Annotated in this window: 16 protein-coding genes and 1 pseudogene; 10 read left to right on the top strand and 7 right to left on the bottom strand. The window is 51.1% G+C overall.

What is annotated here, in order from left to right:
• From BLU57_RS13945 to BLU57_RS13920, 6 genes are all read left to right on the top strand, one after another.
• On the top strand, nt 1-434 hold a 434-nt coding region (locus BLU57_RS13945; RefSeq protein ID WP_143026991.1), incomplete at its 5' end, for an integrase core domain-containing protein.
• A gap of 28 nt (nt 435-462) precedes the next feature.
• Nucleotides 463-846 carry a fluoride efflux transporter CrcB gene (crcB, locus tag BLU57_RS13940; protein WP_090322146.1) on the top strand — a complete coding sequence of 128 codons (384 nt, stop codon included), beginning with the start codon at nt 463-465 and terminating at the stop codon, nt 844-846.
• Nucleotides 847-859: 13 nt separating this feature from the next.
• Complete coding sequence (locus BLU57_RS13935) at nt 860-1,183, top strand: DUF190 domain-containing protein (RefSeq protein ID WP_090322143.1); 324 nt, start codon at nt 860-862, stop codon at nt 1,181-1,183.
• A gap of 6 nt (nt 1,184-1,189) precedes the next feature.
• Nucleotides 1,190-1,906, top strand: coding sequence for a sulfite exporter TauE/SafE family protein (locus BLU57_RS13930; RefSeq protein ID WP_090322140.1), 717 nt, complete (start codon nt 1,190-1,192; stop codon nt 1,904-1,906).
• Nucleotides 1,907-2,233: 327 nt separating this feature from the next.
• Nucleotides 2,234-2,995 (top strand): DUF5765 domain-containing protein, encoded by a 762-nt coding sequence (locus BLU57_RS13925; protein ID WP_090322137.1) that lies wholly within the window; start codon nt 2,234-2,236, stop codon nt 2,993-2,995.
• A 314-nt stretch (nt 2,996-3,309) separates the two neighbouring features.
• On the top strand, nt 3,310-3,939 hold the full coding sequence (locus BLU57_RS13920; RefSeq protein WP_090322135.1) for a carbohydrate binding domain-containing protein: 630 nt from the start codon (nt 3,310-3,312) through the stop codon (nt 3,937-3,939).
• 248 nt (nt 3,940-4,187) lie between these two features.
• On the opposite strand, the gene BLU57_RS16725 is transcribed toward BLU57_RS13920, so the two are convergent.
• The 5 genes from BLU57_RS16725 to purL all read right to left on the bottom strand — a co-directional run bounded on the left by BLU57_RS16725 (nt 4,188) and on the right by purL (nt 14,281).
• The gene (locus BLU57_RS16725; protein WP_090322132.1) at nt 4,188-4,730 is read right to left on the bottom strand and encodes a lectin-like protein; all 543 of its coding nucleotides are present in this window, start codon (nt 4,728-4,730) and stop codon (nt 4,188-4,190) included.
• Nucleotides 4,731-5,188: 458 nt separating this feature from the next.
• Entirely contained in the window at nt 5,189-6,397 is a 1,209-nt protein-coding gene (locus BLU57_RS13910) for an NAD(P)/FAD-dependent oxidoreductase (protein ID WP_090322130.1), read from the bottom strand.
• Nucleotides 6,398-6,971: 574 nt separating this feature from the next.
• The gene (locus BLU57_RS13905; RefSeq protein ID WP_090322127.1) at nt 6,972-9,011 is read right to left on the bottom strand and encodes a M1 family metallopeptidase; all 2,040 of its coding nucleotides are present in this window, start codon (nt 9,009-9,011) and stop codon (nt 6,972-6,974) included.
• Between the two features lie 15 nt (nt 9,012-9,026).
• Entirely contained in the window at nt 9,027-10,250 is a 1,224-nt protein-coding gene (locus BLU57_RS13900; RefSeq protein WP_090322163.1) for a ChaN family lipoprotein, read from the bottom strand.
• 44 nt (nt 10,251-10,294) lie between these two features.
• Nucleotides 10,295-14,281 carry a phosphoribosylformylglycinamidine synthase gene (gene purL / locus BLU57_RS13895; RefSeq protein ID WP_090322125.1) on the bottom strand — a complete coding sequence of 1,329 codons (3,987 nt, stop codon included), beginning with the start codon at nt 14,279-14,281 and terminating at the stop codon, nt 10,295-10,297.
• An 86-nt stretch (nt 14,282-14,367) separates the two neighbouring features.
• On the opposite strand from purL, the gene BLU57_RS13890 reads away from it, so the two are divergent.
• Nucleotides 14,368-15,909, top strand: a complete 1,542-nt coding sequence (locus tag BLU57_RS13890) for an NAD(P)H-hydrate dehydratase (RefSeq protein ID WP_090322160.1) — start codon at nt 14,368-14,370, stop codon at nt 15,907-15,909.
• A gap of 20 nt (nt 15,910-15,929) precedes the next feature.
• Here BLU57_RS13890 and BLU57_RS13885 read toward each other — a convergent pair.
• A pseudogene (locus BLU57_RS13885) lies at nt 15,930-16,322 on the bottom strand (DUF1810 domain-containing protein); the annotation flags it as partial.
• 169 nt (nt 16,323-16,491) lie between these two features.
• Between BLU57_RS13885 and BLU57_RS13880 the strand changes: the two are divergent.
• The 3 genes from BLU57_RS13880 to BLU57_RS13870 all read left to right on the top strand — a co-directional run bounded on the left by BLU57_RS13880 (nt 16,492) and on the right by BLU57_RS13870 (nt 18,982).
• The gene (locus BLU57_RS13880; protein WP_090322122.1) at nt 16,492-16,962 is read left to right on the top strand and encodes a hypothetical protein; all 471 of its coding nucleotides are present in this window, start codon (nt 16,492-16,494) and stop codon (nt 16,960-16,962) included.
• Nucleotides 16,959-17,540: a hypothetical protein gene (locus tag BLU57_RS13875; protein WP_256206304.1), complete on the top strand. Its 582-nt coding sequence runs from the start codon at nt 16,959-16,961 to the stop codon at nt 17,538-17,540. Before BLU57_RS13880 ends, BLU57_RS13875 begins: the two co-directional genes overlap by 4 nt.
• Before the next feature lie 212 nt (nt 17,541-17,752).
• Nucleotides 17,753-18,982, top strand: a complete 1,230-nt coding sequence (locus tag BLU57_RS13870) for an EAL domain-containing response regulator (RefSeq protein WP_090322119.1) — start codon at nt 17,753-17,755, stop codon at nt 18,980-18,982.
• 10 nt (nt 18,983-18,992) lie between these two features.
• Here BLU57_RS13870 and BLU57_RS13865 read toward each other — a convergent pair whose 3' ends face one another.
• Nucleotides 18,993-22,751: an ATP-binding protein gene (locus BLU57_RS13865; RefSeq protein WP_090322117.1), complete on the bottom strand. Its 3,759-nt coding sequence runs from the start codon at nt 22,749-22,751 to the stop codon at nt 18,993-18,995.
• Nucleotides 22,752-23,108 lie beyond the last annotated feature (357 nt).

Genomic DNA, 23,108 nt, shown 5'->3' with positions numbered 1-23,108 from the left:
TCGATGATTTCTCCAGGGAGCTGTATGCCGATATTCTTCCCGATAAAACCCAGCATAGTGCAGCTTGCTTTCTCACAAGCACTGTTGCCCAATGTCCTTACCAGATCGACTATGCTTATTCTGACAACGGCAAAGAATTTAAAGGAACTGACAGCCACGCTTTCGTCAAAGCTTGCAGGCAGCACGGTATCGGTCAGAAGTTTACCCGCATCAATCGTCCGCAAACCAACGGTAAAGCTGAGCGGGTTATCCGCACCCTGATGGATATGTGGCACAGCAAGATTCACTTTAAAGACTGCGCCGATCGGCACATTCAGCTTCTCCGTTTCATTAATTTCTACAATACCGTTAAGCCTCACAAGAGTTTGAATAATGCCACCCCTTATGAAATACTCACCGCTTATTTCAATCAACCTATCTGTAAACAACTCTGAGATTTCTTACAAATAAGTGGTTGCTGAAATGCTGAATTCATTACTTGCTATCAGTTTAGGAGCCTCCGCAGGAGCCATTCTCCGGTGGCTCTTAGGTATTTCATTAAATACTATTTTCCCCGATATTCCACCAGGTACTGTCTTAGCTAATCTGCTGGGTAGTTATTTAATTGGTATTGCTATTGTAGTACTGGCAAATAATCCTACTATTGCGCCAGAATGGCGGCTCTTCGTTATCACTGGCTTTCTTGGCGGTCTTACAACTTTTTCTACGTTCTCTGCGGAGGTCATGAATTTGTTGCAACATGGTCGGGTTGCTTTAGCATTTGGTGCAATCGGCATTCATTTGATAGGATCATTATTAATGACATTGCTGGGCATGCTAACGGTCTCTTTCTTCAAAACCACTTGAATTAAGGAAAATAATGAAAGGCTATCAATTGTCGTTTTTCACCCAGAATGATAGAAAGCATAATTCTCTACCGCTCAGTGAATGGTTATTAAAAGAAGCGCAGAAACTCGGCATTCCCGGCGTAACCATCGTACCGGCTGCGGAAGGCTATGGGCATGATAAGAAATTGCATTCATCACATTTTTTTGAGCTTTCCGGACAACCCATAGAAATTAAAATGGCAGTAAGTGCGGAAAATGCGGATCTAATTTTTCAGCGCTTGAAGGATGAAAACATTAATATTTTCTTCATTAAAACAGATATTGAATTTGGAATTACTGGCAATTCCATGAATTAATCACTAATGCTGGAGTATCTGGTTTTATTCGCTGCGGCATTCATTGCAGCAGTGATATCAGGCGCTGCGGGGTTTGGCGGCGCTCTTTTGTTGCTTCCGCTGTTAGTCCAGACGGTTGGGGTAATTCATGCAGTTCCACTTTTAACCATCGTTCAATTAATCGGTAATCTATCCAGAGTAGCTTTCGGTTTCTCACAAATACAATGGAAAACAGTTGTGTTGTTTTTGTCAGGCGCCATTCCTTTCAGCATTTTAGGTGCAGTTTCATTCGCTGAATTGCCAAAGGAATTAATTACGCGCGGCATTGGGCTAGCAATACTATTTTTTGTATCACTGAAATATTGGGGCATTCTAAATTTAAAAGCCACCCCGGCTTGGCTTATAGCCGGTGGTGGCTTTACCGGATATTTATCCGGATTGGTAGGCAGTGCTGGCCCATTGGGTGCGGCCATTTTTCTCTCGCTGGGCTTACCACCGGTTGCTTATATCGCGAGTGAAGGAACTACAGCGTTGGTAATGCATGGAGTGAAGACACTCACATATCAGCAATATATAAGCTTTGATCAAAGCATGTGGGTTTTAGCAGTAGTAATGGGAATAGCGATGATAGCGGGAAGCTGGACAGCAAAACGAGTCATTGAACGCATTCCGCAAAAGAAATTTGAGCGCTATGTAGGCATTTTATTAATCAGCATAGCGGCGTACATGATAATTCATGGGTGATAGTAAGTTAAGCACTTAAAAGTCGATGTGACCTAGTCACTTGAGATCGCAGGGGATTGAGTAATTTAAAGCCTGCTCCAATTCCCTCTCATCTTCAAGAATATTTTCACAGCAATTCGCATGTGCGGCGCTGAGAATTGCGCTGTCTATTTTATAGGCAAATGTGTACAATCAATGGCAATGCCCCTTGTATACCCTGCCCTGCTATTTTCCAGTTCCTTCCATGTCAGCGGTTATTGAGTGAACAGACTGTGTTGACTCGCCGCTGAAATCTTCCGGTTAGCCTGTCAACCAAGCTGGCGCATATTCATATTTTATAGAGGTTCTATGTGCTGGAGTGGTGAAGCATCTGCTGTGCTTGCGGTGACGGGTCTTGCTAGTACCGCCTATTTTTACCGGAAAGGCGAGTCTGGCGTGTTGTGTGCCGCGCTTGCTTACTTCTCATTGATGGAATTGCTGCAAGCGTATACCTATACGGTGATCGATCAATGTGCGGATCCGCGCAATCAGATTGCAACGTTTCTGGGTTACATGCATATCGCTTTTCAACCGTTTTTTGTCAATGCGGTCGCGATGCATTTCATTCCGGACAGTTTGCGCCGCCGTATTGCGCCTGCGGTTTACACCTTATGCGCCGCCGCCGCGGTTGTCTTTATGATGCGTATCTATCCATTCGATTGGATGACTTACTGTTTCGATAGAGACTACAACATGACATTTTTCACTAGCGCGAAATACACCATGCCGTTCTGCGGCAAAGAAATTTGCTCGACTTCGGGTGCTTGGCATATCGCCTGGGCCATTCCCGCCAACGGCAATGTGTTCATGGGAAATGTTTACGGCTATGCCGCTTTTGTACTGCCTCTGCTGTACGGTTCCTGGAAAATGGTGGTGTACCATTTCATATCGGGACCACTGCTGGCCTATATGACCACTGATGACATGAACGAATGGGCGGCCGTCTGGTGTCTGTATTCCATCGGTTTGCTGTTGCTGATGATTAAAACGCCAATCCGTCAATATTTGTATGTAAACAGCTGGTACGGATTACCCTTGCCAAAATTTTTGCGTGCATCCTCGCACACTTGATACCCGCCGGGAACAGAGTCATCGATACGAAAAAATAAACTGGCGGTTTTGGTGCGACTTTAAATCCCCAAATTGCACTTAATGCAGCAGGGGCGCGTTGGACAGCATTGTCGTATCAGAGGGTTGCTGTACTCCCTCATGCAATAACTCACGCTGACCACCCCCTTAGTTTCAGACATCACTTCTCTCAGTCAGAGGTATCAATCCGCATCAGCGCACCGTCTTATCCGGCGCGCTAAAGCTTTTACCTCAGTGAATCGTTGTAAACAGCAGGCTGTTTCCTGTTTATTTTTCAATTTTGAGGGATGATTGTAATGAAAAATTTTTATAAATCTGTAGTGAGCATTCTACTTGTAGCCCCGATATACGCTTCGGCAGCGGTCGATCTTGTCACTAATGGGAGTTTTGAAGCTGATTTGCAAGACAATGGATCATGGAATCTTTATTCAACCTTGATTGGCTGGAGCGGCGCTCCGGATGTCGAACTGCGCAACAATGTCGCCGGATCAGCTTTTGATGGTTCAAATTTTGTCGAATTGGACACGAATTCAAACAGTTCGATTTCCCAACTATTGATTGGCACGCCCGGATTGTATCAGCTCAGCTTCTGGTTTTCGGCCCGCCCCGGCACCGGTAGTGACACCAACGATTTGTCATTCACATTGGATGGCTCGGCTCCGGTCACCGTTTTGACCGGTGTCGGTGGAGGAAGCGATCACAACTGGCAAAATTATTCGGCGCTATTTAACTTTGACGGCGAGGGATTGCTGACTTTCAGTGCTGCCGGAGTAAGCGACAGCCTCGGCGGCTCACTCGATATGATTTCAATGACCAGCACGATACCTGAACCGAAAATTGTCGAGATGATACTGGTTGGTTTTTTATTACTGAGCCTTACGCTTCGCTGCACCAGTAAAGCTTATTTCTCAAGAAATAATCACTGAGTAATCATCGCCGATAGAGATAAGTCGCGGGCCAAAAATATAACCGCATGATTTTTGCTCCGCGACTTATCAATCCAGAATCCTGCTGCACCTTCCCTACCAGAATCGCCTCGTGTTTAATCTTGGCCAGACTTCAAAAGAACGGCTCCAGCCGTAACGCAGTATAAATATTGACGATACACAGAATATGAAGCAATAAAAAACCCCGCAGCCGTTAACAGCGAGGTTTTGTTTGCCGGATAAAGAAATCAACTATTTCTTAATCGTCGACCGGCAAAACCGATAATACCCAGACCCGCCAGCAACATTGCATAAATCTCAGGCTCCGGAACCGGTGCACTATATTCGACAATATAGGCAATCCCTGTATCCGGACGGTCATTCCATAAACCGCCGCCCCACGGATTGTTGTAAACCGCAAAATCCTCGTTTCCGGAATTGTTAGGTTCTCCCGGCCCCCAATTGGTATATGTCAGCAGCTGACCTGCTTCCGGACCGCTCACCCAGCGCCATTCACCTTCCACAGCCACATCGCTGGCACCTAGCCAGGTTGCGCCATCAGCTGTCAACGTATGAACAAAGGTGTTCTCGTCAGCCGATGTAACGGTAACCAAATGGCCACCTAAGCCCAGATAAGTACGTGTTGCCGCTTCAGCCGTCGCATCGCCGAAACTCAGCGGAGTAGACACCAGCTCATACCAATGACCGTTTCCAGCCCACTGCACAGGCGCAGCCACGGCGCCAGTCGCTGCAAATAATCCCAGCGATAAAAAGATTGTTTTTAGTTTCATTTTAACTCCCAATTTTTCAAAAATGATTGATCAGACGGGGTATCGCGCGCATTCATCGATCCGCACAGATTTCAGGATAAGTTAACCTACGCTAATATCCGGAAAATCCCATGTCTGATCGTTATTGATCACTTACATACATATGGAAAAATTTCCTCCATACAATTAGAAGTTTAACTTCTAAAAAACCGGCTTGATCATTCATTTGTCCTACGAAAATACTAATTTTGTCCTATTTAGTTTCATTGCTCAGTTTGGGAGACAAGCATGTGCAAGAAATATATAAATCAATCAAACATAAGGTAATGGCAACGTTATCGCAAAACAGCATCACGTTAATAATCAAGAATCCTTGTTTTTACGAGCAATAGCTAAAACCGCCCTTTGGTACTTCTCGATTTCCCGTTGACTGTATGAACCGGTGTACAGTCAGTTATTCCGCAGTTTCGCGATTTGCTCTAATAGTCGACCAACCGTGCCCATTCGGCAGCCTTGAAGGCGTCTTCGCGGTTAGCGCGCGGCGGATAGATCCACTGCGTATTGATCTCACGCTTCATCGCCTTCGCCTTGTCGCCGCTCAGCTCTACCTTGGCATCCCAACCTCTGGTGAACACGGCGTCAGACGGACCAAGATCGAGACAGGTGACGTAGTTCTTTTGCTGATATGGCTCCAATGGGACGTCGAGCAGGTCGGCAGTTACGTTGAATCCGGCGGATGCACCGAGCCGGTTGGAATGCTGGCACGACATGAGCGCTCGATGACCCAGCTCATCTGTCAACGCGTACGCGGTGTCGCCAGCTGCGAAGATGGTCGGTACCTCGGCAACGCGCAGATTGCGATCAACCACCAATCGACCGGAACGATCACATTCAGCCGGGATTTGTGCAGTAAGTGGATTCGCGCGCATACCGGCCGCCCAAATCACGGTTGCGCTCTCGATGGACTGTCCGTCGCTCAGGGTGGCGCTGTTCTCATCCAGCGCCGAAATACCCACGCCGAGCCTGGTTTCTACACCAGCTTCGCGTAGCGCCTGTTCGATCAGCGGGCGCGGGTCGGAACCCATCGCCGACGCAATCACTTCGTTGCGATCGACGATGAAGACACGGATGTTTGCTTCTGCCCCGAGGATAGCGCGCAGGCGCGATGGCATTTCGGTCGCTACCTCGATGCCGGTGAAGCCGCCGCCAGCAACGACCACCGTGTCACGGGTGGCAGAGGATAGCCGGTTCGCTAAGGAGTTGAGGTGATGATCGAGTGCAATCGCATCCTCGAGCTGATCAACACTGAAGCCGTACTTGGCAAGACCTGGAATGTCCGGCTTGAATCCTTGGCTGCCGACAGCCAGCACTAGGCGGTCATAGCTTAGCGAGCGTCGCATTCCATCGGACCCAACGATCTCGACCGACTTCTGAGCGGAATCAATGACGTCGACTTTGCCTTGTTCGTATCGGACGTCGACCGCATCAAACAGTTCCAGGATCGGCGCCACCATGGTTTCGGGGGCACGCTCGTAGAGGCGGGGACGGATCACCAATCGTGGCTCCGGTGCAACGACAGTAATCGCGAGGGTATCGGGTGAGACGCCTTGCTCATTGCGCAAGCGTGCGGCGGACAGGGCTGCATACATGCCGGCGAAGCCAGCACCAATAATCAGGATATGTTTCATGGTTGAATACCTCCTATTGAGTTGCGTGACCTTCTTAGTATTGTTAAATATGTTGTGAATGGCACCACGCTTCTAACTTTAGTTTCGTACCAATCTTTTTAGTTCATGCCCCGCAGTCGGAAGTCGGAAGTTGGATGGCAAGAGTCGTGTACTTCATACTTCCTTCTGCATGATTTAGAGTTGGGCAATTACAGGAGGTAAGAAAAATAAACGCTCTTTTTTCTAAAGTTCACTATATGCAAACCGGTTATTTAAACAAATTACTGCTGAGCAATCACATAACCATATGATTCAATGAAGCTCCCGGCAATTAGAAACATTCTCTTGCATGCGAAAGGTGCCAAGTAGTATGATCAACTCGATCAAGAAGAGATCTGAGAAAGAAGAGTAGAGCCAGATGGGATCACAAAAAACGGTATCTACCATCGTATTTTGTAGGATGACGCGCTACGGAGCCCAAAAAAACGACATCAGGTCCAGAATCAAGAATGTCTAATTGTAATAAATCCAGAACCAAATACCAAATTGCGAGTTACCGAAAACATAACTCCCCTCACAATCTTGCATTCGACTATCACTCAACCGTCACTTTCTGTACTTGCATCGGCCAAACCCCTTTCTCAATCGCCTGCCGTCCGTCAAACACCAAATAACTTTGCCGCCCGTAGTGTGGCAGCGGGCGGATTAACGCTTCGAGCGAAGCGGCATCTTGGGCGGAGATGATGGCGAGCGATGCGCCGTCAGCGCGTGCTAATGTCCAGACTTGCGCGCTGCCTTTTTTACCGGTTTCATCCGGCCGGTCGGGTAGCTGTTTAGCGGCTAGCCAGGCGTCGATTTCGGCTTGCAGGCCGATAACCAGCGTTGGTGCGGCGGAGAGCGGATCGCCGGATGCAGCCGTGTGAAGCTTGCGATCTTGCAATTTGCTGGCAAGCGTCTCGGCAATTTTGCGAACTTCAGGTTGATCGGACAATAACACCGTCTGCGTGGCGGCGTTGACCATCACTTCGCGCAGAATCGGCGGAGCTTCGCCGGGCGCCAAGTGCCGGAACAGACGCAGATCGGGGTCGAGTGAAACGGCTAGCGGTTTGTCCGTCAGTTTCAGCGTGAACGTTTGTTGCGCTTGCTGCACATCGAGGCGGTGAATGGTGCTGCCTTGCTGTGTTTCGACTGCCACCGGAACTTGCAATTGATACGCTGGTTCGGATTGTTTCAGCGTGATCGACATCTCATACCCGGAACCCGCCGCCGCGTTTTTCACTTCAGCCAACTCGATTGCGGGCGCGCCGCTGCGATTCAGCCATTGCGCAAAGAAAGGCCCGAGCGGTTGCCCGGAAACCATTTCAAACATTCTTTGCACATCCAGCCAAGACGTCACTCTAAAGCGCTGCACCTGCCACAACCCTTGGATGCCGCGCTGGAAAAGCGTTTCACCCAGATGATCACGCAGCATGAAGAAAAACATCGCGGCTTTGTTGTAGCCGACGATCTTCGACGCGCCATGCGTGCGCGAGGTAAAAGCCGTTAGCGGCGCATCCTGCCCCGGCTGCAATGCGGCGAAGTCGCGCAGCCAGCTCAAGCGCATATCGCGCGCGGCGGCGTCGCTTTCCTGTTCCTTGTATGCGTAATCGGCCATGAACGTGGTCAATCCTTCCGACCAGTTGCCGCTCTTGTAATCCGGATAAACGCCATTACCCCACCAGTTGTGCAACACCTCATGACCGAGCGAAGTACTGCGAATGAACGGCAATTGCAGCACATCGACACCGAGATAAGTCAACGTCGGCATGCCGAAACCGGTCGGCGTGGGACTCGACACGACGCTGAACTCCGTATAGGGATACTCGCCAATCGAGGATTCGTACAGTTCCAGATAGCGTTTCACGGCGTCGAGATAATCCTTCGACAAACCGCTGATCTGCGGATGAAAGTAGGTGCGCAATTGAATCGGTTTGTGATTGATATTTTGATGCGTCTGCGTTTCGATCGCGTACGGGCCCGCCATCAAATCGATTCCTTCGGCGGGATGGGAGAATTGAAATACCGCTTGATAGTTTTGCGGCGATTCATGCTCTTCGATCAAACGGCCCGCCACCAAGCCTTTCTGGCCAGACGGCAATTCAATGCTGACTTTATAGCGCACCATCTGCCCAACAACGCGCGGATACCAATCCGAACTATCCGGCAGGAAAGTACCGGCTTCTCCGCTGACAGCGATCGGCCTGCCCAGCGTCTGCTGGTGGTCGAGCGAGGTATCCAGCGGCGCCAATACGCCTTTCCAGCGAATCAGGAATTGAACCTGATGCCTGAAAAGAAAAGGAATGTTCCAAATATGCGGTTGATTGGCTTGCTCCCGGCCAATACCTAACGGCCCGTCATTAAAATCCGCCTGAATCACCTCGTACCCGGCACCCAGTATCAATTGCAATTCTCTCGGTCTATCCACGGTAATGAGGCTTTTCCCCTCAATCGTGCGGTTTACCGGATCGATTTTCACGGTGATGTCGTATTCGACGTCATTGTGCTTGACCGGTACACGCGCTGAAAACGCGGGTTGAGCAACCAGGCTGGTGAGTAGCAGAAAAAAACAAGTTCTGATAAAAGTGAAAGTAGTCATAGCTGTTTTGAAAAATTAATGCTGCAATGCCGGAAATTTGGCGATGATCAGCATTTCCTGCTCGTCTCGTTTAATTTTGAGCGGTAGCCAGGTTCCCGGCGCTTGGCGTTTTACGATGGTGGTAACGTCTTCCAGCACTTTAACCGGCACACCGGCCATCTCCAGAATCACATCGGAATCCTGCAACTTGGCGGCATCGGCAATGCTGTTTTTTTCCACTTGCAGTATCACCGCCCCGCCCCTGCCCATTTCATAGCGGATACCGAGACGCTGGAACTGCGGCCGGAAAGATTCGGAAACATGCGGCAATACGCCGAATACCGCATCGGCCACACCCGCCACTAAGTTCTTGCAAGACTTATCGCTATCCCACGGCAGCAGTCCAGCAACGGATTTGATGCCCAAGTCGTGCAATTGATGCGGAACGCCAAAACCGTGCAGCACGTGACCTGTGCCCATGACACCGACCAACAGCGGTTTTTCCGCGCCGCCGGATTGCGTCACGGCTTGTTGCAGAATTTGCGCCATCGCGCGGTCCCACAGTTGCTGTCCGCCAATGAAGCGGCGGAAATCCGGATCGTCTTGCGTGGTTTCATTTTTATGTTTGCGGTCGTGCTGTTTATAAATCGGCAGCAAAAAATCGACATACGCTTGACTGGGTTCCGCTGGGCGCGTCAAGCCTTCGCGCTCTTCTACCGGAACGCCGTAAAAACCCTTTTCCGCCACTTGGCGGCGAAGGCTGGTTTCAATGTTCAGCGCCAGCATCGGAATGCGATTCATGCGGGCAAAATGAAACAGGGGCAAATACAGGTTGGCATCGGTATTCCAAACCTGATCCCATTCCGCCGCGCGCAGAAATTCTTTTTCGCTCAACTCACCGGCAATCCATTTATCCAGCGCGGCTTGCACGCGACGCGGAAACATCTCAAAACCGATCACCATATTCGGACGCTGCGCGTGCAAAGCCACCAGCGTTTGCAATTGCCAGCGGTGATGATCGGCGTTGACATGCGTTTCGCCCAGCAACACCACCGAGGCTTTGGCGGCACGAGCGATGACTTCCTGTTGCGAGGTTTTACCGGAACCGGGAACGATCCAATCCCCCAGCGGCACGCAATTATTCGGCACCGGTTTCTTTGCCGGGGTAATCACCGCAGCCGCATGATTCATTGCCAGACTCAGCAGAAAGAAAGTGAGATACAGGAGGCTGTTGCGTCGGGTTATCTTGAAATTTGTCATTTTATTCATTCTTTTAAAGGTTCAATTGATCACAACGGAATCGTTCACCCTACCCATTTACGCGCATTGCGGAACAAGCGCATCCACGGACCGTCTTCGGCTTTGCCAGAGCGTACATCCGGGTGCCACGAATGCTGCGTCACGCGGAACACCCGCTCCGGATGCGGCATTAGCACATTGAAGCGCCCGTCGGGCGTGGTTAAGCCGGTCATCCCGTGCAGCGAGCCATTCGGATTGAACGGATAACGCTCGGTGACTTGTCCGTGATTGTCGACAAAACGCAATGTCACCAAAGCCGCCACATGCTCGGGTTGAGCGGAGGAGAATTCAACTCTGCCTTCACCGTGCGCTACCGTGACCGGCATCCGGCTGCCTGCCATGCCGTCAAAAAACAGCGACGGACTGGGCTGCACTTCCACCATGACAAAGCGCGCTTCAAATTGTTCCGACAGATTGCGTTTAAACAGCGGCCAGGCAGCGGCGCCGGGAATGATTTCGTGCAAATTGCTCATCATTTGGCAGCCATTACACACGCCCAGCGCAAACGTGTCGCCGCGCTGGAAAAATGCTTCAAATTCATCGCGCGCGCGTGGATTGAACAGAATCGACTTGGCCCAGCCTTCTCCGGCACCCAGCACGTCACCGTAAGAAAATCCGCCGCAGGCGACGAATCCTTTGAAATCTCTCAAGGAAACACGGCCTGCAATAATGTCGCTCATATGCACGTCGATCGCGGCAAAACCGGCGCGATCGAACGCTGCCGCCATTTCCACATGCCCGTTGACGCCTTGTTCACGCAGGATCGCCATGCGCGGACGCACACCGGTTTGAATGAACGGCCCGGCAATATCGTCACTGGCATCGTACCGCAGCGCGACCTGAAGACCGGGATCGGCGATATCGAGAATGCGGTCGAATTCCTGTTGCGCACAGACTGGATTGTCGCGCAGTTTTTGCATTTGATAGGTGGTTTCCGACCAGGCGCGTTGCACATCCACCCGTTTTTCCGCCAGCACCGCTTTGTTATTGCGCATCAAGCGAATTTCGTCCGACCGGTTCAGTTGTCCGATGACAAAACTGGCATCGCGCAACCCCGCATCGGCCAGCACTTGCATGACTTCCTGACGTTGTGCAGCGGCAATTTGTATCACCGCCCCCAGTTCCTCATTGAACAGCACCGCAAGCATGCGTTCCAGGAAGCGCCCTCCCAGTTGCTCCGGGCGCAATTCCGATCCGTCGAGATCGCTGTACTGCGGATCAAAGCACAATTGATCCAGGTTCACCGTTATACCCGTATGCCCGGCAAACGCCATTTCACACAGCGTCACAAACAGACCGCCGTCGGAACGGTCGTGATACGCAAGTAATCTATCCGCTGTGTTGAGCTGTTGAATCGCGTTGAAGAAATGACGCAATTGTTGCGCGCCGGCTTCACCGTCGACATCCGGCGCATGATTGCCGACTTGTTTGTACACTTGCGCCAGCGCCGAACCGCCCAGGCGATTCTGCCCTTGTCCCAAGTCGATCAGGATCAATTCGCTGTCGCCGCAGTCGGTGCGCAATTGCGGCGTCAAAGTTTTGCGCACATCCGTCACCGTGGCAAAAGACGAGATAATCAGCGACAGCGGCGCAGTGACTTCCTTGCGCACGCCTGCTTCGTCCCACGCGGTTTTCATCGACATCGAATCTTTCCCGACCGGAATGCTGATGCCCAATTGCGGGCACAATTCCATACCGACGGTGTGCACCGCGTCGTACAGTCCGGCATCTTCACCCGGGTGACCGGCTGCCGCCATCCAGTTGGCCGATAATTTGATCTGTGCAATGCCGTCGATCGCCGCCGCAGCGATATTAGTGATCGACTCACCCACCGCCATGCGCGCAGCGGCTTTCGGATCGATCAACGCCAACGGCGTGCGTTCGCCGATGGCAAATGCTTCGCCCAAAACGGTTTGATACCCCATGCTGGTCACCGCGACATCAGCCACCGGAATCTGCCACGGGCCAACCATTTGATCGCGCACCGACAAACCGCCGACGCTACGATCGCCGATGGTAATCAGAAAGCTCTTATCAGCAACCGCGGGCAAGCGCAAAACCCGGTACGCAGCTTCAGTTAGTGTCACACCCGACCAATCGAGCGCGGGAAGGATTCGTTCCCCATGCGCCACATCGCGTGTCATTTTCGGCGGCTTGCCGAGCAAAACCGGCAACGGCATATCGACCGGTGGTGTGGGCGATTGCGGATCGGCGACTACCAGCTGTTCATCGCCAGTCGCTTCACCCACCACGGCGAACGGACAGCGTTCGCGCTCACAGATACTTTCAAACAACGCCAGCGACTCCGGTTTGATCGCCAGCACATAGCGTTCCTGCGCCTCGTTGCTCCAGATTTGCATCGGCGACATGCTGGTTTCCTCAGACGGCACCGCGCGTAAATTGAAACGCCCGCCGCGACCGGAATCATGCACCAGTTCGGGAAAGGCATTGGATAAACCGCCCGCGCCGACGTCATGAATGAACAGAATCGGGTTTTCGCCGCCGCTGCGCTGCAATTGCCAGCAGCGGTCGATCACTTCCTGTGCGCGCCGTTGCATTTCCGGATTACCGCGCTGCACCGAATCGAAATCCAGCGCTTCGGTATTAGCGCCGGTATCCATGCTGGATGCCGCGCCGCCGCCTAAGCCGATCAGCATGCCGGGACCACCCAATTGAATCAGCAGCGCACCCGGTGGAAATTTTTCCTTACGCACATGGCGATCGGAAATCTGTCCGACGCCGCCCGCCAGCATGACTGGCTTGTGGTAGCCGCGCATTTCCCCGCCCACACGCTCTTCAAAGGTGCGGAAATAGCCCGCCAGATTGGGACGGCCGAATTCGTTATTGAACGCCGCGCCGCCGATCGGCCCTTCCAGCATGATTTGCAACGCCGAAGCGATGCGTCCGGGTTTGCCATAGCTTGACTGACGCCCGCTTTGATCGATCTCCCACGGTTGCGTGAAATCCGGAATGTTCAGATTCGATACCGAGAAACCGCATAACCCGGCTTTCGGTTTCGCCCCGCGCCCGGTCGCGCCTTCGTCGCGGATTTCCCCACCGACACCGGTCGCCGCGCCGGGAAACGGTGAAATCGCGGTCGGATGATTGTGCGTTTCCACCTTCATCAGCACATGTGTTTTTTCCTGCGCGTAACCATAAACCTGCCCATCACCCGGATAAAACCGGTTAATTTCCGCACCTTCGATGACGCTGGCGTTATCGGCATACGCCACCAGCGTGCCTTGCGGGTGGGTTTGATGCGTGTTGCGGATCATCGCAAACAGTGATTTGTCCTGTGGTTTACCGTCGATAACCCAATCGGCATTGAAGATTTTATGGCGGCAATGCTCGGAATTCGCCTGCGCGAACATCATCAGTTCGACATCGGTCGGATTGCGCGCCATTTGCTGGAAGTTATGCGCCAGATACTCGATTTCATCCATCGACAACGCCAGCCCCATGCTTTGATTGGCTTGCCGCAATGCATCGATGCCGCCACCGAGCACATCGACGGTGTTGAGCGGCTTCGGTGCAAAATGCTGGAATAGTTTGGCCGCATCGTCGAATGAATAAAATACCGTTTCGGTCATGCGATCATGCAGTAACGCTTTGAGCCGCGCCTTATCTTGCGCCGCTAGCGCTTGATCGGTTTGAATGTAATACGCAATGCCGCGTTCGATACGCTCGACCGCCGCTAATCCGCAGTGCCGCGCAATATCGGTGGCTTTGGTTGACCACGGCGAAATCGTCCCAGGACGCGGCAACACCAAAAAGAATTCACCGGGATGCCGCGCATTTTCCTGCGTCTGATCGTGGTTGAGCAATTTGCGCAAGGCGTTCAGCTCAGCGTCTTGCAGGTTTCGAGTAAGCGAACAAAAATGCCAGTATTCGGTATTCAGTGCAGATACCGGCAGATTCAGCGTATTAATTTGCTTGCGTAATTTTTCCAGACGAAACGGGGAAAGCGCACGTCCACCACAAAATTGGAGCATTAGAGGAAATAAGGCGGTAATTTAAAGATTGCAATTTTACACGAGAAGATGTACTTATCGCTGATCATCCCATACGCATGCAAATTATGGACACAGCCGATCCGGTTTTTTCAACCGCTGAAATCCGCGACATTGAACAACAAGCGGCAAGACTGCCCAAACCGCCCCGCTTAATGGAAAAAGCAGGCTTGGCGGCGGCGCAAGTGATCCGCGACCAGTTATTGAAAGGCCCAGGCCATCAAATCTTGGTACTGGCCGGTCCGGGCAACAACGGCGGCGATGCATTCGTCGTGGCGCGTTATTTGCAGGAATGGGGCAACACCGTCACCGTGGTATTCGGCGGCGACGGCAACCGTGTTCCGCCGGATGCCAAACAAGCGCTGCAAGCCTGGTTCAATATTGGCGGCGACATTTGTGCGGAAATACCGGATGGCGATCGAAGCTGGGATGCCGTGATTGACGGTTTATTCGGCATCGGCTTGGATCAATCGCAACATCGCCCGATTGAAGGAAAATACCGCGAATGGATTGAAGCCGTGAATCAAATGGCGACACCCATCGTCGCGCTGGATATTCCGTCCGGATTGGGTAGCGACGACGGTTGCATTTATGGCATCGCCATTCACGCCACGCTGACGATTACTTTTATTGGTTTAAAACCGGGGTTGTTCACCCATTCCGGCCCGGAATGCTGCGGCACGATCGTGTTGCGCGACTTGGATATTCAGCTGCCCGCACCGCCTGAGCCGCACACTTGGCTGCTGAATCATAAACTTGCGCAATCGATACTGCCGCCAGTGCGTCGCGCGAATAGCCATAAAGGCACGTTCGGTAACGTTGCCATCCTCGGCGGATCGACCGGCATGACCGGCGCGGCACTATTGGCAGGCCGCGCTGCCTTGCATCTGGGCGCGGGACGCGTTTATCTCGGTTTGCTGGCAGACAATGCACCGCCGGTCGATTTTTCCCAGCCGGAGCTGATGCTGCGTCCGCCATCGGAGTTGTTCACGCTAGCGCCGCTCAATTGCTTGATCGTTGGCCCCGGTTTGGGACAATCGGCGGAAGCATTACCGTGGCTGGAGAAAGCACTCACCAGTGATTGCACACTGATCGTCGATGCCGATGCACTCAACCTGATCGCGCAGCATTCACCGCTGGCGAAGAAACTCAGTCAACGCAATGCTTCCACCATCCTGACACCCCATCCCGCCGAAGCAGCGCGCCTGCTGAACACCGGCACCGCCGCCGTGCAACAAAACCGTATGAACGCGGCGTTGCAAATCGCACAGCAATTCAATTGTTACGTCGTCCTCAAAGGCGCGGGCAGCATCTGTTGCCTTCCCGGCGGTAAACGCTACCTCAACACCAGCGGCAACCCCGCGCTCAGCACCGCAGGAACCGGCGATGTATTAGCCGGAATGATGGGCGCGTTGATCGCCCAAGGCTTGAAGCCGGATCAAGCGTTATTGCTGGCGGTTTATCTGCACGGCGCCGCAGCGAATCGCTGGGTACAGCAACATCACGGGATGGTGGGAATGGTAGCGTCGGAAGTGATTGCTGAAGCGCGGTTGTTGCTGAATGAGTGGGTTTACCGGAACGGTATTAATGGAGTAAAACCATTGTTGTGAAATCAACAGAGATTCGGTTATCAACAATCATTTGCCGCGTCCATCAAGCTCAACGTCTGTTGATCCCGCTCACCCTGAAAATACTTTTCCAACAAACACTCAAACGCCGATCCCTTGGGTGTTACGCTGGCAAACAACGTTGCACAGGATTTAAGTTTCATCTCATCCGGGGAACCGAAGATTTCGTGAGCGGAACGCCCATCGATTGCAAGCAGCGCTTCGATGCATTGAATCAATCTCGCACCGAGAATACGGTGGTTCAAGTATGCTCGGGCTTCCGCCGCACTCCTGATTGCGTAGCGTTGCGATATTGCGCTGAATCCGAGTCCAGCAAATTGCGGGAAGATGTACCACATCCAATGTGATCGCTTGCGGGCGCTGGAGATTTCGGCCAAAGCAATCTCAAAACCCTGTGTTTCGCTTGGATGAAACGATCAAGTGCATACGGATCGGACTTATCAGCCATTACATGTACTCCTTTGCCGGGAATTATTGATCTAACGAAAGGCATTTCCGCCTGAGCAACTCGATTTATAATTTCGCTTATATTCCGATTCCAATTGTTACTGTAAAGGGCACCGAATGTTAGTTACATCAAAATTTATTAGACTGGTCTCCGCACTGACGTTGTTAGCATGGCTAACTTTATCGCAGAGTACAGTAGCCAGCGATTTACCGGCAAGTCCGCCATGTTGCCAGCAGTCTGCTAACGCAGCACTTGCTTTAATTGAATTACCCCAAGAAGCCATTCAAAAACTGAAAATCGATGCCGGATTTGGTTGGGGGATTTTCAGCGGGACAATCTACAATGGCAACGACCATTACCATATCACGCAACTCGTGGTCAGCATGACACCGGTGCATGACCATCATCATATGCATATGCATATGCATGCGAACATGTCGCATGATCCGAAAGTGCATGACATCAATCTTGATCTGCCACCGCTATCCAAAGGCGCGCTATCGATGGCTTTGCCCGATGATGTCGTCGGCGCTCATGACTTTAAATGGGAAATTCTAAAAGTGACGGGTTACCCGGTAAACAAATGACCGATAATATGCAGCAATCATTGAAAAATATCCGCAACATTCTGCTCTATACGGCAGTAATTTCGCTGATTTCATTGGCGTATTTTATTTACGCTTACTCGGTGCATCCCATCCCGGAAGAGCGCGAAACGTTCCTCACCGAAATCGGTGAAGGGTTTGGCAAAGCTGGGCTGGCGCTATTGGTATTTATTTATTTCCGTACCTTGTTAAAACTGGCGCTGGGTCAAGGAAAATTAGCACAGCGCCTGCTCCCGGACTATATCGCTCCAATTGAATCATCGCAGTTGAACCGTTTGTTGATCTGGCTGAACCGCACGCATATTTATTTCGGTATCGCGGCGGTTGCCGTGATTTTGCTGCACATCGGGATGATGGGATTTTCGCGTTATAGCCATATTCTTTTCTTCCCGGCTTTATTGGCGCTGGTACTCTGGCAGGGTTTTTTCGGATTGTTTTTGACCTTGCGCTATTCGCCGGTCGAGCTCAAGAAATTTTCCTATTTGGTGCATGCGCAATTCGTCACCGGCATCGCGATCGGTGTTTTTGCTTTTTTCGGTCATGTGCTGATCGATGACTGATTCCATTTTTCCGTCATTGGTCTGCAATCTTTCCGTTTGCATTCCGATGACCTCAAACTGATTCCCGGCCGGTAATCATCGCTATCATCCCATTGCATAGCGAAAAAAACGATCGCTATCTTCTTTATCGATACACAGTGTATGATCATGCGCTGATATTCCGAGAATCATTGGTTTTGGCATTCCAATCCATTTCTATTAGAAAAAACCATATGGATAGCGCATCTCACATTAAGATACTGATCCTTGATGACGACACCTTTATGCTCAAGCTTCTGTCGCGGATGCTGGTCAAGCTGGGTTATACCGCTATCGCAACGTGTGACAATGGCTCGGATGCACTCAAGAAAATCGATCATGTGGATACGTGCCCGGATTTGATTCTGCTCGACCTGAATATGCCGGATATGGACGGCATTGAGTTTGTCCGCTATCTGGTGGATCGCCAATATCACGGCAAGCTGGTTTTAGTCAGCGGCGAAGATGAACGGATGTTAAAAACCGCTGAAAGGCTGGTCCATGCGCACAAGATACCGATGCTCGGTTATGTGCATAAACCCGTTGATCCCGACAAATTAGCGGAAATTCTGCGAGGATGGACAGTGGATGCATCAAATCCACCACCCAGCCGTAAAATTTATAGCGCGGACGATATTAAATCGGCCATTGCCCATCAAGAGTTGGTGAATTATTACCAGCCCAAAGTATCGGTTGAGAACGGTGACGTGATTGGCGTGGAAACGCTGGTGCGCTGGCATCACCCGAAAGATGGCGTGATCATGCCGGATCGGTTTATTCACATTGCGGAAGACAACAATCTGATCGACGATCTGACGCATTTGGTGTTGACACAAGCGATTGTTCAAGCGGGAAAATGGCATCAAAGTGGACTCACATTGCGTGTGTCCATCAATGTCACCATGGATAATCTCGCTTCTTTGAATTTTCAAGACATGGTGGTCAATCTCGTCAACGAAAATAATCTGCCGCCGCAGAAAATCGTCATCGAAATCACCGAAAGCCAAGTCATGGGGCCGGACGCGCGCATTCCGCTGGAAATTCTCACCCGCCTGCGGCTCAAACGGTTTCATTTGTCCATTGACGATTTCGGCACCGGCCATTCCTCTCTGGCGCAACTGCGTGATATCCCATTCAATGAACTGAAGATCGATCAAGGATTCGTGCATCGCGCCTGGAGCGACGATACCCTGCGCGCCATTTACGACGCCAGCTTGGCAATGGGCAAACAGCTCGGTATGGACATCGTCGCCGAAGGGGTTGAAGACCGGGATGATTGGGAGCTTTTACGCCAAACGGGATGCGATATGGCGCAAGGTAATTTCATCTCCGAACCGCTGCTTGCCGATGACTTACCACGCTGGATGGATGAATGGCAAAACAGGGTGCGCGCCGGGTTACTGGATAATTCCCCGGCATCCTAGACAAGGTTTATCAGGCATTTTTCCCGCCTTGCGTGCACAACATATCGAGATATGCTTTGCACTCAATCAGCTGCACGTCAAACTGCGGCAACAGCACAGCCAATTCCGCCGCATCGTTCTTTTTCCCCGCTTGCTCCATTGCCGCGCATAATTCACCCAGCGCCAGCGCCCCTACCGATCGCGCGGATGATTTTAGTTTATGTGCCAATAAACCGGCCGTAGCAAACTGGCCTGCTTGATATGCAGCGTGCAATTCAGTTGCGATTTTTTCCGCACTAGCGCGAAAATCCAGCAGCATTTCTTGGATCATCGCCGGATCGTCACCGACAAATTTTTCCAGCACCTGCACGTCGACCGGCACTGTGGCTATTTCCATTTCGCGTACGGTCACGTTTGCGGGAATAACGGACTGCGCTGCTGCTGCCGGTTTGTCACCCGGCAGATACTGTTCCAAGATCCGGCGTAGATCCTCAAGCTGGACCGGTTTGCTCAGATAGTCATCCATACCGGCATTCAGGCAATGTTCCCTTTCGCCTTTCAACGCATTAGCAGTCAGCGCGACAATTGGCATGTGCTTCCGGGTGGAATCCTGGGAACGAATTTCCTGCGTCAATTCAAAGCCGTCCATTTCGGGCATATGCAAATCGGTCAGCAGCAGTGCGTAGTTGCAGCTCTGCAATCGTTTCAGCGCTTCACGCCCATCGTTGGCAATATCCGCAGCGTAGCCGAGCAAGTTGAGCTGCTGGCGAATGACTTTCTGGTTGATGTCGTTATCCTCCGCCACCAAGATGAGCTTGCCCTGCCGCAATGCCTCATCACGCGACACCGGCTCAGGTCCGGATTTCAGTAAATTGACAACCGGTGCGGTTTCCGTGTTCATTTCCACTTTACCGGCAGCGATCGCCATTGCACGCAGCAGCGATTGACGGTACATGACATCGCCGTCCAGCGTAATGATATCGATATCTTCGATACGCGCTTGCCGGCGGCGGCCACGCTTGATCACGACAAAACGCGGTTCGATGGAAGATTGCGCTGCTTCCGGCCCAGTTTTCGTGGCGCCTTTTATTTTTTTCGCACGAGCGTTAAACGCGGCACGCAATTCCTTGATGAGCGGCACATGCTGCCCGGCATCGATGACAACGAGCCACAAGCCCGGCGCAAGCTCCTGAATAAACTGATCGATCCGGTCAAGATCGGTTACTTGCTCAACCTGTGCACCGGCGCTTTTTAAGTAAACGGCCAGATCATTGCTCAGACCATCGTTGTCACCCAGTATCAAGCAATTCATGCCCTCTAGATCTTCGATCTTATGATCGGCAACAGCAGCCGCCGGCAGCGGTTTAAAGGGCATTTGTATGATAAAGGTAGAGCCTTGTTGCGGCTCGCTTTGCACAGTTATTTCCGCGTCCATCAGCTCCGCAAGATGATGGGAAATCGCCAAGCCAAGACCGGTCCCGCCAAAGCGCCGTGTGGTGGAAGGATCGCCTTGGGAAAAAGATTTGAAAAGCTTTTCCTGCGTTTCCTTATCCATGCCGATGCCGTTATCGGTTACCTGGAAGGTCACCACCACCTGATCCGGATTGGATTCCGTCAATAATACCCTCACCGATACTTTGCCTTGTTTTTCCTGTTTACTGGAAAACTTGATCGCGTTATTAATGATATTCACCAATACTTGCCGCAAGCGCAACGGATCGCCCAATACATTTTCCGGGATCGCAGGATCGATGAATAGCGTCAGCTCCACTTTCTTACTCAGCGCCAGATGCGCCAGCATGCCGCATGCATTTTCGATGATACTGGCTAGCGGCATCGGAATTTTTTCGATTTCCAGCTTACCCGCTTCGATTTTGGAAAAATCTAGAATGTCTTCAATAATGGCCAGCAAGGCATAAGCGGAATCGCGGATCAGGTTGGCCATTTCCATTTGATAACCGCTCAAACTGGTCTGTCTGAGCACGTCGATCATACCGATCACGCCGTTCATCGGTGTGCGGATTTCATGGCTCATGGCGGCCAGAAACGCCGATTTCGCTTTACTGGCTTGCTCCGCTTCAATCCGGGCTTGCCTGAGTTCATTCATAATGTGCACATGTTCACGGATATCGCGCATGACACCGGTAAAATGCCGCTTCCCCGCGACAAAATATTCACTGACCGCAAGATACAATTCAATCCGTTCTCCGTCCTTGCGCACGCCCTCTACTTCCCGGCCTAAACCGATCCCATGTGAACCGGATAAATAAGCGCGGCCGACATACTCCTGACCATGTCCAGTACGGCAATAGTTTTCCATATAGCCGATATGCTTGCTGCGATCCGGCTCAGGCACGATGATGGATATATTCTGGCCGATCATTTCCTCGTGACTGTAGCCGAACAATTTTTCCATTACCGGATTGGCGGAAAGAATCGTGCCTATCTCATTGGTGGTAACCACGCAATCCACCATGTGCTCGACCACCGAACGCATTTCTTCCTCTTTGATCGCCAAAGCCACATTAGCGCGTTGCAAATCGCCGGTCCGCGCTGCAACGCGGTGTTCCAATTCCAGATTGAGCTGCACCAGGTTTCCTTCTGCTTTGTTGCGCTCCTGATCACTGGCATTCAGCTGTTCCACCATTAAATTAAAGGTTTTTGCCAATTGCCGCATTTCATCCCAGCCTTCAATCGCAACGCGTTGATGCAAGTTGCCGGTGGAAATTTCCTGCGCGCTCTGATTCAAATGTTTCAAAGGATTGACAACACGGCGGTGAAACAGTACCGCCCCCAATAAGGCAGCCAGCAATGTCAGAATCAGAATAACCAAGCCGATAAAATGCACTTTGGAAACAGAAGCAAAGGCTTCCTCGACATCAATCTGTACCACGATACCCCATTTCATGCGCGGCAAGTAACGCCATGCCGCAACCACTTCCTTACCGCGGTAATCAACCGTTAACGCACCGCCTGTTTGGTCATTCAGGGCATTTTGCATGGCTTCGGACGAAGGTGGCGTATTGAGTGGGATCTTGCGCTTCAATGCGGCATCAGGGTCATACTTCAAGGGCGCCATGACCAGCGCAGTCTGATCATCTTCAAGACGCGCCACGACCGTTTCGCCGCTATCGCCCAGTCCAACATTGTTCGATAACACCGTGAACACGCGTTGACTATAGATCTGCAACGCCAATACACCCTTAGTTTCACCATCCAGAATGATCGGTGTGGCGACAAATGCAGCAATCGCACCTCGGGATGGTTCGTAGCGCTCAAAATCCGAAATACTGCTTTTTAAGTTATCCAATGCATAGCGGGTAACCTTACCTAACCCGGTATCGCGATAAGGGCCGGTGAATAAGTTAGTGGCAAAATCGATCTCATGCGTTTGCGAATATATGATCGTGCCTTCGGTAGAAATCAAAAACAGATCGTAATATTTCGCATCTTCGACAAAACGTTTGAAATTTTCACGATAATTGGCATCCAATTGCCGGTATTCATCCGAATTCACGCCGTTTTCCTTAAAAATCCGGGAAAACCCAATAATGGCTTCATGCGTCGTACTGGCGTCACGTATTAAACTGGCATCGAGTAAACGTTCTTGCAGGTAACTGTCGATTTGTTCAAATTTTTTATCGGCGATCGCGGATACATTCCGGATAGCCGATTTTTTTATTTCCTTCTCAAAAGTATGCAGCAGGCTATTGCCGATCACCAATATGGGCAGCAAAGAAACCAATGTGAACCAGACAGCAAAACGCTGTGTCAGCGACGTGAATTTCATCAGTTCCTCCTTGCATGAGCTACAAACTGTTTTTTTAGCCTACTTTCCTGTATTTAATCAGAAAATCGAACAGGATGAAACAAAGACAGTTTTGGGTTGATTAAGTGCTATCGATAGCGGCTTATATTATCCCGGCTAATCTTATTGCGCCCGGATGCCGTAATCCCATCCAGAATTATTTCCTACCACAGCCGATACTGAATTTGATTCATGAATCTCATCCAAACTGTAAGAAACACCGGCTAAGGTAAGTAAAGGAATAAAAAAGTGTTGTTAGAAATAATTTTATGAGAACATGATATGGGAAGGTTAGGTTCTGTCAAACGCATTGATTTTTGTCCACTGGAAACTCTAAGA

The sequence above is a fragment of the Nitrosomonas oligotropha genome (assembly GCF_900106555.1).
Classification (GTDB): domain Bacteria; phylum Pseudomonadota; class Gammaproteobacteria; order Burkholderiales; family Nitrosomonadaceae; genus Nitrosomonas; species Nitrosomonas oligotropha_A.
The sequence above is the reverse complement of the archived record's forward strand: the minus strand, read 5'-3'. Positions and strand labels throughout refer to the sequence as shown.

Excerpts from the sequence above, each read along its gene's own strand:
- BLU57_RS13935 (WP_090322143.1), top strand. The coding sequence starts at position 860 with ATGAAAGGCTATCAATTGTCGTTTTTCACCCAGAATGATAGAAAGCAT.
- BLU57_RS13910 (WP_090322130.1), bottom strand. The coding sequence starts at position 6,397 with ATGAAACATATCCTGATTATTGGTGCTGGCTTCGCCGGCATGTATGCA.
- BLU57_RS13925 (WP_090322137.1), top strand. The coding sequence starts at position 2,234 with ATGTGCTGGAGTGGTGAAGCATCTGCTGTGCTTGCGGTGACGGGTCTT.
- BLU57_RS13870 (WP_090322119.1), top strand. The coding sequence starts at position 17,753 with ATGGATAGCGCATCTCACATTAAGATACTGATCCTTGATGACGACACC.
- BLU57_RS13920 (WP_090322135.1), top strand. The coding sequence starts at position 3,310 with ATGAAAAATTTTTATAAATCTGTAGTGAGCATTCTACTTGTAGCCCCG.
- crcB (WP_090322146.1), top strand. The coding sequence starts at position 463 with ATGCTGAATTCATTACTTGCTATCAGTTTAGGAGCCTCCGCAGGAGCC.
- BLU57_RS13880 (WP_090322122.1), top strand. The coding sequence starts at position 16,492 with ATGTTAGTTACATCAAAATTTATTAGACTGGTCTCCGCACTGACGTTG.
- purL (WP_090322125.1), bottom strand. The coding sequence starts at position 14,281 with ATGCTCCAATTTTGTGGTGGACGTGCGCTTTCCCCGTTTCGTCTGGAA.
- BLU57_RS13930 (WP_090322140.1), top strand. The coding sequence starts at position 1,190 with ATGCTGGAGTATCTGGTTTTATTCGCTGCGGCATTCATTGCAGCAGTG.
- BLU57_RS13905 (WP_090322127.1), bottom strand. The coding sequence starts at position 9,011 with ATGACTACTTTCACTTTTATCAGAACTTGTTTTTTTCTGCTACTCACC.
- BLU57_RS13890 (WP_090322160.1), top strand. The coding sequence starts at position 14,368 with ATGGACACAGCCGATCCGGTTTTTTCAACCGCTGAAATCCGCGACATT.
- BLU57_RS13900 (WP_090322163.1), bottom strand. The coding sequence starts at position 10,250 with ATGACAAATTTCAAGATAACCCGACGCAACAGCCTCCTGTATCTCACT.
- BLU57_RS13875 (WP_256206304.1), top strand. The coding sequence starts at position 16,959 with ATGACCGATAATATGCAGCAATCATTGAAAAATATCCGCAACATTCTG.
- BLU57_RS13865 (WP_090322117.1), bottom strand. The coding sequence starts at position 22,751 with ATGAAATTCACGTCGCTGACACAGCGTTTTGCTGTCTGGTTCACATTG.
- BLU57_RS16725 (WP_090322132.1), bottom strand. The coding sequence starts at position 4,730 with ATGAAACTAAAAACAATCTTTTTATCGCTGGGATTATTTGCAGCGACT.